Source organism: Paraburkholderia aspalathi (assembly GCF_900116445.1).
GTDB lineage: Bacteria > Pseudomonadota > Gammaproteobacteria > Burkholderiales > Burkholderiaceae > Paraburkholderia > Paraburkholderia aspalathi.
Genome location: NZ_FPBH01000068.1, coordinates 1 through 10,954, shown reverse-complemented (window position 1 = coordinate 10,954; position 10,954 = coordinate 1). Strand labels below are relative to the sequence as shown.

11 protein-coding genes and 1 pseudogene are annotated in these 10,954 nt (G+C 57.7%); 2 read left to right on the top strand and 10 right to left on the bottom strand.

Features of this window, described 5'->3' with window-relative positions:
• Positions 1–605: 605 nt before the first annotated feature.
• Complete coding sequence (locus tag BM438_RS43930) at positions 606–1,745, bottom strand: sensor histidine kinase (protein ID WP_093647748.1); 1,140 nt, start codon at positions 1,743–1,745, stop codon at positions 606–608.
• 591 nt (positions 1,746–2,336) lie between these two features.
• Here BM438_RS43930 and BM438_RS43925 point away from each other — a divergent pair.
• Both BM438_RS43925 and BM438_RS43920 read left to right on the top strand, forming a co-directional pair.
• Positions 2,337–3,104 (top strand): Crp/Fnr family transcriptional regulator, encoded by a 768-nt coding sequence (locus BM438_RS43925; protein WP_093647753.1) that lies wholly within the window; start codon positions 2,337–2,339, stop codon positions 3,102–3,104.
• A gap of 112 nt (positions 3,105–3,216) precedes the next feature.
• Positions 3,217–3,699 carry a response regulator gene (locus tag BM438_RS43920; protein ID WP_093647746.1) on the top strand — a complete coding sequence of 161 codons (483 nt, stop codon included), beginning with the start codon at positions 3,217–3,219 and terminating at the stop codon, positions 3,697–3,699.
• A 246-nt stretch (positions 3,700–3,945) separates the two neighbouring features.
• Here BM438_RS43920 and BM438_RS43915 read toward each other — a convergent pair whose 3' ends face one another.
• The 9 genes and pseudogenes from BM438_RS43915 to BM438_RS43875 all read right to left on the bottom strand — a co-directional run bounded on the left by BM438_RS43915 (position 3,946) and on the right by BM438_RS43875 (position 10,793).
• Positions 3,946–5,385 (bottom strand): IS1182 family transposase, encoded by a 1,440-nt coding sequence (locus tag BM438_RS43915; protein ID WP_093647744.1) that lies wholly within the window; start codon positions 5,383–5,385, stop codon positions 3,946–3,948.
• A 108-nt stretch (positions 5,386–5,493) separates the two neighbouring features.
• Positions 5,494–5,973, bottom strand: a complete 480-nt coding sequence (arsN2, locus tag BM438_RS43910; protein WP_093647742.1) for an arsenic resistance N-acetyltransferase ArsN2 — start codon at positions 5,971–5,973, stop codon at positions 5,494–5,496.
• A 10-nt stretch (positions 5,974–5,983) separates the two neighbouring features.
• Positions 5,984–7,251, bottom strand: a pseudogene (locus BM438_RS43905) (MFS transporter).
• Complete coding sequence (gene arsH / locus BM438_RS43900) at positions 7,220–7,984, bottom strand: arsenical resistance protein ArsH (RefSeq protein ID WP_093647739.1); 765 nt, start codon at positions 7,982–7,984, stop codon at positions 7,220–7,222. The pseudogene BM438_RS43905 and the gene arsH overlap by 32 nt, the downstream one beginning before the upstream one ends.
• On the bottom strand, positions 7,984–8,406 hold the full coding sequence (gene arsC, locus BM438_RS43895; RefSeq protein ID WP_093647737.1) for an arsenate reductase (glutaredoxin): 423 nt from the start codon (positions 8,404–8,406) through the stop codon (positions 7,984–7,986). Before arsC ends, arsH begins: the two co-directional genes overlap by 1 nt.
• The gene (gene arsB, locus BM438_RS43890; protein WP_093647735.1) at positions 8,403–9,488 is read right to left on the bottom strand and encodes an ACR3 family arsenite efflux transporter; all 1,086 of its coding nucleotides are present in this window, start codon (positions 9,486–9,488) and stop codon (positions 8,403–8,405) included. Before arsB ends, arsC begins: the two co-directional genes overlap by 4 nt.
• A complete protein-coding gene (locus BM438_RS43885; protein WP_093647732.1) occupies positions 9,475–9,996 on the bottom strand; it encodes an arsenate reductase ArsC in 522 nt (173 codons plus the stop codon). Before BM438_RS43885 ends, arsB begins: the two co-directional genes overlap by 14 nt.
• Before the next feature lie 27 nt (positions 9,997–10,023).
• The gene (locus tag BM438_RS43880) at positions 10,024–10,464 is read right to left on the bottom strand and encodes an ArsI/CadI family heavy metal resistance metalloenzyme (protein WP_093647730.1); all 441 of its coding nucleotides are present in this window, start codon (positions 10,462–10,464) and stop codon (positions 10,024–10,026) included.
• Positions 10,461–10,793, bottom strand: a complete 333-nt coding sequence (locus BM438_RS43875) for an ArsR/SmtB family transcription factor (protein ID WP_093647727.1) — start codon at positions 10,791–10,793, stop codon at positions 10,461–10,463. The genes BM438_RS43880 and BM438_RS43875 overlap by 4 nt, the downstream gene beginning before the upstream one ends.
• Between the last annotated feature and the right edge of the window lie 161 nt (positions 10,794–10,954).

Below are 10,954 nucleotides of genomic sequence, written 5' to 3'. Positions count from 1 at the left end.
AAAAGCGACGAACACTTACGCGATGTCGCTGACCGCTATAGATCGGATGACGGCCGATCGCAGGTGCAGCTTGGCGCGATCCTGTCAAAGCCATTTTTCAACCATCAGCCCGCGTACGCCCAGGCATATGAAATGCGTCCCTCTTGATGCCGACGCGCAGCCGAAGTGCGGATCGGCGAGACAGTCGGAGGTGGCGAAATGGACATGGTAAAGATTGCGCGCGAGTCCGGACTGGCAATAGTCTTGGACGGCAAGATCGGACGCGAGGAATACACCAGCGTATCCGGATCCATGACTGCACTATTGCGATTCGGCGAGGCGGTGCGGTCGGCTTCGTTACGTGAGTGCCGGCGTTTCAGACCTTCGAGCCCCATAGGCGATGGGACAATGATCTTAAGAAAAAAACTCGCAAACGGGCCTCAGGTTGGCGTGGGTCGAAAGTTCAAACGAACACAAATACCTTGAGTCGCAAATTGGCGGTGCCCGCGCGTTTGCATCCAATACGTAGCTATGCGCAACGCGCATAGCCGCGAGTCCCGCGGCACGCGAAAATGACACATCGTATGAGCGTATGTCGGCCTTCACTCTCCTCGCTGCGACGAACGTCAGCGCTTTGTTACAGTTTCGTCTGCACGCGGGAGTGACACTGAAAATGAGGTCTCTGTCTCGTCGGACCGCGCTTCGATCTCACCGTGATGAGCTTTGGCGATTTCGCTTGCTATGTACAGACCGAGTCCGAGATTGCTCGACCGTTCATATTTGCCCTGACGGTCCGCTCCCCGCATCAGCGGATCGAACATGTGCGCCAATGTTGCGCTCTCGATCGCAGGGCCGCGGTTGCTGACCTCGATGCGGACATGTGTTATGTCACCAGTCACCGTCACGAGCACGGGGGTGTTCTGTGCCCCATACTTGATGGCATTGAGAACGAGATTTCCCAGCAATTGCTGCAGGCGCTGGCCGTCCCATACCCCCTGTGAATCACCACTCACGTGTAATTCAATCTGCCTGTCAGGATGAATCGCACGCAACTCGTCCAGCTCGTCACCAAACACGTCCGCCAGATTGACACTCGTGGGTATGACGTTGATTCCAAGGCCCAATCTGGTCCGGTTAAAGTCGCACAGATCGTCAAGCAACGCTTGCATGCGGCCGCCGCTACGTATCAGACGGCCGGCGGCCCCCGACACCTGTTCGCCGGCATTCAGTGCAGCCAGATACGATGCTGTCACCTGAATTGCCTGGAGAGGGCTGCGCATGTCGTGTCCCAGCATGCCAAGCAGGAGGTTGCGGTTCTGCTCGAGCTGTGTGCTGAAAACGGTGACGGACTCCGCAAGTGCCTGATCGATCGCTTCATTGAAGCGAATCACGTCGTCCATCTCCGGCGCTTCGGGGTCGCAATCGTCTATCCACAAGCGAAGCACACTCGCACGCAGTGCGCGATATTCGGCCGCGAGCTGGTTGATATTGAATCCGGCCCGTGCCCGTAGAAGGGCATGCGTTTGCGCGGCTGTTTCGGTGGCGTCGATCAGCGGGGCGCCTCTCCCCAATGATTTCTCATGTTGGGCTTCCCTGGTCTGCGAAGTTCGCAAGTCTTTTGCCACCGCATGCAGGATCTGTTCCGCATGGTCCCGTAACCCCAACGATTCCATGTGTGCCGCCGCCGGCAGGAGAGTGGCAGCAAAGGCCTCCCATTGCGCCAGAATCCGCTCCATGTCTCGCGAGATAAAGTCAGCAAGGCGCATGCAGGCGTCTCCAGTGTGTAAGCGAGTGTCGCGGTCCGATCAGCGTACCCCATATGTTACGCGCAAATTGGGGACGAACTGTTACGTTCGAACGAGGAAGGTTGCGGTCCCGGCGCAGGTTTAGTCGGAAGCGGCCGTTCGCTCGACGCACCCGAACGTCTCAAATTGGCCGATTGCACCAGTTCGATGACGGTGCCGCCGAGAGGATGTTGGAATTCTCAATGGCAGCTTTCCGGCGGTTTGTGCGAACGCGTACTTCCGGCCAGAAGCGGTCATGCGCAGTCTCTTCGGGAACGTCCGCTGCGGTTCCAACCTGAGTCGGTCGCCGTCGGACTCTGGCGTTCAACCGATAGTTCAACGACCGACAATCGCGCACCCCGCTATGTCCCGCCTTGCGGGCCCCGTCCCAATAACCAGTGTTACCCGGACCGCACGCAACCCTGGCCCACTGAGATGGCGATGCTGCCATTGACCGGTATCGTACAGACGGGGTCTGACGAATGTGAAACAGTTTGGTATTCCAGCAATGGGGATACGAACTTCATTGGATCGGGTACGTACCACTTTCGACACGCTGACGACGGGCAATACATGGATAATCATTTTCGTCCTGCGGCGAATCGACTGCTGGACCTTCTTCCCGAGCTGGAGTGGGCGCGTCTGAAAACCCATCTGGAGCGGGTCCAGATGACGAAGGGATTTATCGTGCACGAGGCCGGTCAGCACCTCACTCACGTTTATTTCCCGACGACATTAACTGTGTCGATACGGCAGACGATGACGGACGGCGAGTCGGTTGAAATTGCGATCGTCGGCAGCGATGGGCTGGTTGGCTCCGAGATTTTTATGGGCGGCGGAACTGCAGCGAATGCCGCGGTTGTGCAAAACTCCGGAGAAGCATACCAACTAAGCGCACAAGTCCTGATGGAAGAGTTTGAACGGGAGGCCGTGATGCGATGGCTATTGCTGCGCCATACGCTAGCGCTGTTCACGCAAATCTCCCAGACGGTTGTTTGCAACCAGTATCACTCGACAGAGCAGCGCTTGTGTCGATGGCTGTTGCTCGCTATCGACCGTAGGCCATTAAACGAACCCACTGTGACATCCGAACTGCTGGCAAGTGCGCTGTGCGTCCCACAAGCAAACATGAAAAAAGCCCTCACGCAGCTGCAGCGTACCGGTGCGATCCGGAGCATCGACGGCGATATCGAGGTGCTCGACAGGACGTGGCTCGAAGGCCATACCTGTGAGTGCTATCGCGTAGTGAAACAGGAATCGGACCGACTGCTAGCTGATCCGACGACGGCATATTGGAACGGACAGAGTTTCAAGGGCAAGGGCAGCATGCATGAAGTGTGAAGTAACGTTTGCAGAAATTGCGACGTGAATAACGAGGGGAGTCGGTATCGTGACGCAAAATTCCTATATTCCCCAGCCCCTCTCGTGCCTGAGGTCACGACAGGTTGCGCTAATGGGGCAGCAAGCCCGAGTCCTTGTCATTGATGATAGCCTGGCTAACGCCGAAGCGTTGGCAGCCTCTCTAGTGGCTGATGGGCTGGAGACGTATTACGCGCTGAGTGGCGTCGAGGCGCTCCAAAAGCTTACCTTTTGGCGACCCCACCTGTTTATCGTAGACATAAACATGCCGGAACACGACGGTTTCGCAGTGGCACGAGTGCTCCGTAGTATCGGTTCGACCTGTGACGCAGGCATCATCGCATTCACGGCACTGGGAAGGGACGAATTTATCGCAGGCGGCGAGGCGCGCGACTTCGACGGCTACTGCCAGAAGGGAGGCACGCACACGCTGCTCTTGGCTCTTATCAATGGAATGCTTGTTTTGGGTTTTGGCGGAATTTCCGTGGCAAGGTTCAATCTGCGGCACCCAACGATCAAAATGGTAATTGCAGCTGCGCTGTGCCCTAACGGCTTGACTCTGCTCCTATCCGCGTAGGCGAACGTCATCTGCACATCCAGAACCAGACGATCGAAAGATGTAACTCTACGGCAGAGATGGGTCCAGGTTGTGTAAAAACGCGGCGCGGGCGCCCCGACGATTTTCCCAACGAGCCAATACGGCCGTCGTCGGCCTCGTTGAGCCGGTCTTACGGATATCGGGTCTTTGATGATGTTGAGAGAAGCAGAGGTGCCTGGGCGCCTTGATGCGCGCCGGCACAGCGGACCTGATGCAAGTCGGTCCTCAGGCCCGCATCTTTTGCATCATCGACCGAGTGCCGAGGATCGCCATGACGCGCCTGAGGTTGTACGCCAGCACATGAAGGCTCATCTCAGTGCTGACATGCTCGCGGGTTTTCATCAGGAAGTGCGCCGCGCCCATCCAGAACTTCAGCGTGCCAAATGGATGCTCGACGGTCTGACGGCGTATGCGCATCATGTCCGGCTTCTGGTCAAGCCGTTGCTGCATCGCTTCAACGACGGCCTCATGCTCCCAGCGCTTTATGCGGCGAGCCTGTTTGCCTGATGTGCACTGTTTCCTGATGTCGCAGGTAGTACAGGCCGAGCTCGAATAGCAATGCAGCGTCATGCCATGTTCGATGTTTGTGAAACGCCAGTTGAGCCGCTGCTGGGCAGGGCAAATGTACTCGTCATCTTTGGCAACGTAGATAAAATCCTGCTTGCCGAAGTAACCGTCAGCGACCTTGCCTGAAGTCAGCGGTTTAGGAACGAAGGCCGTAATGCCCACCTCGTGGCACTGCAGGATTTCCTCGCTCTTGAAGTAGCCCCTGTCCGCAACAACGGTCAGTTCGGTGATGCCGGTGGCCGCCCGCGCCTGGGCGGCCATGTTCGACAACTGGCTGCGATCGTTGCCGACGTTCGTGACCTCGTGCGCCACGATCAGATGATGCGTGTCATCAACGGCTGTCTGAACGTTGTAGCCGACCATGCCGGTTCCCCGACCGCTCGTTGCCATTGAGCGTGCGTCTGGATCAGTCAGCGAGACCTGCCCATCTGGCGAGTCGCGCAATCGCTGCTCCATAATCTTGAGGTCCTGCATCTGCTGTTTGAGCTTGCTGATCTTGTCGCTGATGCGACTCGTCTTCGCTTCAGTAACATCGGATTGAGTCCGGTCTGCCGTCTCCATTGCGGAAAGATATCGCGCGATGCTCTCATCGATCTGCTGCAGGCGCGCCTGAACCTTCCCGCTCGTAAAGTTTCTATCACGATTGTTGACGGCTTTGAACTTGCTGCCGTCGATGGCCACTATCGATTTTGAGAAGAGGTCCAGGTTACGGCATAGCACGATGAACTGGCTGCACACATTGCGAATCGCTTTGCCGTTGTTACGACGGAAATCAGCGGTGGTCTTGAAGTCCGGCGAAAGGCGGCCTGTTAGCCACATGAGCTCAACATTGCGTTGAGTCTCACGTTCCAGACGCCGACTCGATTGAATCCGATTTAGATAGCCGTAGACGTAAATCTTGAGCAACACGGATGGATGATATGAGGGGCGTCCCGTCATCGCGGGAGCGGTTCCGTCAAAGCCGAGATCATGAAGATCAAGCTCATCGACAAAGACGTCGACTACGCGCACTGGATTGTCGTCGGACACATAGTCCTCGAGATACTCGGGCAGCAAAACAGCTTGCTTACGGTCTTCGCCTTCAACGAATCGCTTCATATGACCGCCCGACCTGAATGCGTTACTTCAGTTTAGGCGATCAGCATGCGTTTTCACACAAGCTGGGCCAAAAAGAGCCGATGACGAATTTGGATCGAGCGACGGAAATCAGCTTGATACCGGCCGTTCGACCACGGCCGGCGAGAGTTTCGGTAGGAGCATCTTGCGCATGCACGTGGCGGTTGACGGGCACAGAACCGCGAACTGTCTGCACAACCGTATTTCGCCGGGCACCTCATCGCGGCTTACCCGCTCATAGCCAGCTCGCTCAAAAAAACGCTCAGCAGTCGTTGTCAGTAACCAGACTTCCTGTTGACCGAGTAAGCGTGCGTTGTCTCCGAGCCGTCCGACCAGTTCCCTTGCGACACCTGTCCCGCGCCATTCTGACTTGAGGGCGATCGATCGCAAAAGAGCGCTCGAACCAATCCGCTCAAGACCGCCGCTACCGACAACCATTCCACTTGCATTTTCGGCGACCAGGAATCCTTCGATTAGCGTCATCGAAACATCCTCTACAGGTAAGCCATGCTCGTTTAACAGGTTTCGGATCTCGCCCAGGTCGGCATCGTTGGCCTTTCTTATCTGCATGACTGTCTGCTCACTCGAAATTTGCCTGATGCTCGCCAAACTTTTTGCCAGAGGTGAAGCGTATGGCGAGGATGAACGCAACGGCCGAAACCAGCGACACCATAAGCACGGTCCATTCGACAGCTACATAGTTGCCGCTGGCCGTCCAGATCGCCGCAGCCGAGATCGGTGCGATGCCCTTGGCAATGTTTGAGGGCATCGATAGCAGTCCGCTCACGGCTCCATAACCTTCCGTCCACATCACGTCCTGCACGATCGTCCCGCGCAATATTGTCATCATCCCGTTTGCGCCACCGTAGACGACAGCGAACGCGATCAATAACGCCGGCGACGTGCCTGCGCACATGAGCACAAGAACCGACGCCGGAAATGCTGTCGTGATCACCATGCCGACAATCGAAGGACGGACATTGCGGCCAATCGTGAACCACAGCACACGCGCGAGAACTTGCGCCGGACCAATGACGGCCATCGTGGTCAGGATCAGTGCCGGCGACACCCGCCGTTCCGCCATGAGCGGTCGAGATGGAAGGTTAGCGCCGCAAAGGTCGCATAGTAGGCGGTGAAGCACACAGCCAGCGCCCAGAATGTCGGCGTCCGTAGAGCGCGACCGGCTGCCGCCGCATTGGTCGCCTTCAGCGCGGCCTTGTAGTCCCGATCGTCTTCGCGGGGCGCATCGCGGCCGATTGCGAAGATATGGATGGGCAGGCAAATCGCTAGATTAAACCCGGCGAGCGCGAGAAGCGCGTCTCGCCATTGGAGACGATCGACCAGAACCTGCGTCAGTGGGATAAAGACCGTACTGGCGAAACCGGCAACCAGTGTGACCAACGTAATCTTTGTGCGAAAGCTGCTAGGAAAGTCCCGTGTGATCACTGCGAAAACCGGATCGTAAAGCGTCGCGGCCATTGCAACACCGAGGCCGATCCAGACGACGAATAGCGTTACGAGGCTATGTGCCTGCGACCACAGCGCCAACATCGCCGCGGCCAGCATGGTCCCACAGACCATGACCCGCCGGCCGTGGCCGTGATCGATCCACTTCCCGACCGGATAGGCCGCCAACCCTGAAATCAGCAGACCGACCGAGAGGGCCGCATTGGTCGCCGTCCGGCTCCATCCCATTGCACCTTCCATCGGTACAACAAAAAGAGAGAACGCGTAATAGATCGAACCCCAAGAGACGAGCTGCGCAATTGCGAGTGCCCATGTCGCAATAGCTCCCCTACCGCTGCCGCTGCCGCTGTCACTCCGTTTCGTTGTCGTCAGTGTCGGCATTGGCGCTCACTGTTTCCTGATTCATGGCGGCGGCTGCCAGTGTCGTTGCAAGCTCCGGGTGCGCTTCCTTCCGCTCACTGTACCGATCGGTCAGGTAGTCGGACCGATCACGCACCAGCAGCGTGAACTTGTACAGCTCTTCCATCACGTCGACGACGCGATCGTAATATGCGGATGGTTTCATCCGGCCGTCGGCGTCGAACTCCTGCCACGCTTTTGCCACTGACGACTGATTCGGGATGGTCACCATACGCATCCACCGGCCGAGAATGCGCAGCGCGTTCACTGCGTTAAACGATTGCGATCCGCCGCACACCTGCATCACCGCCAGCGTGCGGCCTTGCGTGGGGCGAACGCCGCCGCTTTCAAGCGGTAGCCAATCAATCTGGTTCTTGAATACTGCCGTGAGGGTTCCATGACGTTCCGGGCTGCACCACACTTGCCCCTCTGACCACTCCGAGAGTTTGCGCAGTTCGACTACCTTCGGATGATCAGCCGGCACGCTGTCAACCAGTGGCAAGCCGTGCGGATCGAACACCCGTGTTTCCGCGCCAAAATGGCGCAGGATGCGTTCGGCTTCGAGCGTGAGAAGCCGGCTGTATGAGGTGGGGCGCAACGAGCCGAACAGCAGCAGGATTCGCGGAGCATGTAGCGGAACCGTGCGTGGTTCGAGCTTCTGCAGATCAGGCGTGTCGAGGTGCGGAGCGCTGACGTTCGGAATGTCCTGCGTCATTAGACAAGCCTCCTTCCTTCGCTATCGACAACCTGCTCCCCATCCTCTTTCGTGAAAGAGCCCTTCTGCGGGGCGGGCAGGATGTCGAGCACTACTTCGGAGGGGCGGCACAGGCGCACGCCAAGCGGCGTGGCGACAAACGGGCGGTTAATGAGGATTGGATGCTCCATCATTGCGTCGAGCAACTGCTCATCGCTCAACGATGGTTCCGCGAGGCCGAGTTCGGTGTAGGGCGTACCTTTTTCACGCAATGCGGCCCGCACTGTCAATCCGGCACGTGCAATCAGGTCCGTCAGTGTCTTCCTGTCAGGCGGCGACTTCAGATACTCGATTACGTCGGGCTCTATGCCGGCATTGCGGATCATTGCCAATGTATTGCGCGACGTGCCGCAATCCGGGTTGTGATAGATGGTGACGCTCATACCTGCTGTCCTTTAACGCTGGGTTTTGCTTCGTACCAGTGCTGCGAACGATTGACGACGCCGACCACCAGTAACATCACCGGCACTTCGATCAGGACACCGACCACCGTGGCAAGCGCGGCGCCGGAATGAAATCCAAACAGGCTGATTGCCGTGGCGACCGCCAATTCAAAGAAATTGCTGGCACCGATCAGACTGGACGGTCCTGCAACACAATGCGCGACGCCAAGCCGGCGATTGAGCAGATAGGCGAGGCCGGAATTGAAGAACACCTGAATCAGAATCGGCACCGCGAGCATCGCGATGACCAGCGGTTCCTTGACGATCGCCTGCCCCTGGAAAGCAAACAACAACACGAGAGTCGCGAGCAATGCACTGATCGAATAGGGACCGAGACGAGCAACCGCCTGCCGGAAATGCGCCTCGCCCCTGGTGAGCAGCTTCCGGCGCAGCATTTGCGCGAGGATAACTGGAATAACGATGTACAGGCCAACCGAGATGATCAGCGTATCCCACGGCACCGTGATGGCTGACAGGCCGAGCAGCAGTGCGACGAGTGGCGCAAAAGCGACGATCATAATGGAGTCGTTGAGCGCCACTTGCGATAGCGTGAAATACGGATCGCCCTTGCAGAGTTGCGACCATACAAACACCATCGCTGTGCAGGGGGCGGCGGCCAGCAGGATCAGCCCCGCGATATAGCTGTCAAGCTGGTCTGCGGGAAGCCACGGCGCGAATACGTGACGAATGAAGATCCAGCCGAGTAATGCCATCGAGAACGGTTTGACGAACCAATTCACGAACAGCGTGACGCCGATGCCGCGCCATTGGCTCTTAACCTGGGTCATCGCGGCAAAATCGATCTTGACCAGCATCGGAATGATCATCACCCAGATCAGCACGCCGACCGGAAGATTGACGTGCGCCACTTCCATGCGGCCGATCGCCTGGAAGACTTGAGGAAGTATCTGTCCGAACAGGATGCCTGCAACGATGCAGAGCGCGACCCAGACGGTCAGGTAACGCTCAAAAAATCCAATCGCTGGCCGTGCGTCGCCGATCGCTGTGTCAGTGCTGCTCATTTGATTCCTCTGCCGGCTTCTCGCCAATGGCGCGCATTTCTCGCTGAATCGCATTGCGATCCAGCACGTGCAGGGGCAGGTTCACGAACTGGCTCACGCGGTTCATGATCTGCCGGTAGACCTTGCTGAAGACCTTGCGCTTCTCGTCGTCGCTTCCCTCGAAAGCGGCCGGATCTTCGAAGCCCCAATGTGCGGTCATAGGGTGACCGGGCCAGATCGGGCAACCCTCGCCCGCGGCCTGGTCGCACACCGTGATGACGAAATCCATGTGAGGGGCGTCATGCGCAGCAAACTCATCCCAGCTCTTGCTACGCAGCTCCGCGGTGTTGTATCCCAGCGCTTCGCACCGCTCGATGGCGAACGGGTTCACGACCCCGGAAGGGTGACTACCCGCGCTATACGCCTGAAACTTGCCCTTTCCCAGCACGTTGAATAGCGCTTCGGCCATGACGCTGCGCGAGCTGTTGCCCGTGCAGAGAATGAGAATCGAGTACGGTTTGTCGCTCACGGGAGGCTCCGGAAGGTCACGATGGGTTTAATGAGCCGGCGTGCAGCATGCGGCCGACGATTGAGGATGTGTTTGCGTTTGCTCGCGCGAGTGGCCGTAGACCGGCGCGGCTTCGAGTGTTCGAAACGTTTCCCATGCGACGCCTTGTGGATCAATCGTCCATGCCTTGTCCGACCGCGCATAGCAGCAGGTCGTCTCCGTCTGGGCTTGTACCGGCAGTTCAGCAGCGGCGAAGCGCGCATTCATTTCGGCTAGTTCCGCATCGGTTTCGACCTGAATGCCGATGTGATCGACACCTGGTTTTGCACCACGCTGCGAAATCGCAAAGTTGACGGCCGGGTTTGTCAGTTCCCACTTGCAGTAATCGCTTTTGAGGACGGTGGGCTCTGCGTTGCCGAACATCGCGCGGTAGAACCGGACGCTTTCGCTCAGGTTTTCGACCGCGACATGGATGTGCATGCGCTTCATGGTTTGTCTCCGCAACAGTTGGGGAGATCGCTCGCGGCACAGGTCGCACCGGCGCAGCAGTTCTCCGTCAGGAAACCGATCAGATCCGTCATGGCGTCGAAATTCGCCGTGTAGATGATGAAACGCCCTTCTTGTCGCGGCTTCACCAGCTCTGCATGTGACAGATCCTTCAGGTGGAACGACAGGCTGGAAGGGGAAAGCCCAAGCTGCTGTGCGATTTCACCCGCAGCCATACCTTCCGGACCAGCGACAACGAGCAGGCGGAAGATTGCGAGGCGCGATTCGTGAGCGAGCGCGCTCAGGGCGCGTACAACGAGGTTTGAGTCCATGCCCCGAACAATAGATCATTCATTTCTATATTTCAAGTATTATTGAAATGATGGCGATGTCAACGCGGTGGCACTCGATATGCGATTGGACAATCAGAGGTTTAGTGACCTCAGTCACGCATAAAGCGGCCACTCAGCCAGCCGAAGCGTGTGTCGCCTTG

Bases quoted from the DNA above. Each gene is read 5' to 3' on its own strand.
- BM438_RS43925 (WP_093647753.1), top strand. From the start codon at position 2,337: ATGGATAATCATTTTCGTCCTGCGGCGAATCGACTGCTGGACCTTCTT.
- BM438_RS43875 (WP_093647727.1), bottom strand. From the start codon at position 10,793: ATGGACTCAAACCTCGTTGTACGCGCCCTGAGCGCGCTCGCTCACGAA.
- arsC (WP_093647737.1), bottom strand. From the start codon at position 8,406: ATGAGCGTCACCATCTATCACAACCCGGATTGCGGCACGTCGCGCAAT.
- arsN2 (WP_093647742.1), bottom strand. From the start codon at position 5,973: ATGCAGATAAGAAAGGCCAACGATGCCGACCTGGGCGAGATCCGAAAC.
- BM438_RS43930 (WP_093647748.1), bottom strand. From the start codon at position 1,745: ATGCGCCTTGCTGACTTTATCTCGCGAGACATGGAGCGGATTCTGGCG.
- BM438_RS43880 (WP_093647730.1), bottom strand. From the start codon at position 10,464: ATGAAGCGCATGCACATCCATGTCGCGGTCGAAAACCTGAGCGAAAGC.
- BM438_RS43915 (WP_093647744.1), bottom strand. From the start codon at position 5,385: ATGAAGCGATTCGTTGAAGGCGAAGACCGTAAGCAAGCTGTTTTGCTG.
- arsH (WP_093647739.1), bottom strand. From the start codon at position 7,984: ATGACGCAGGACATTCCGAACGTCAGCGCTCCGCACCTCGACACGCCT.
- arsB (WP_093647735.1), bottom strand. From the start codon at position 9,488: ATGAGCAGCACTGACACAGCGATCGGCGACGCACGGCCAGCGATTGGA.
- BM438_RS43920 (WP_093647746.1), top strand. From the start codon at position 3,217: ATGGGGCAGCAAGCCCGAGTCCTTGTCATTGATGATAGCCTGGCTAAC.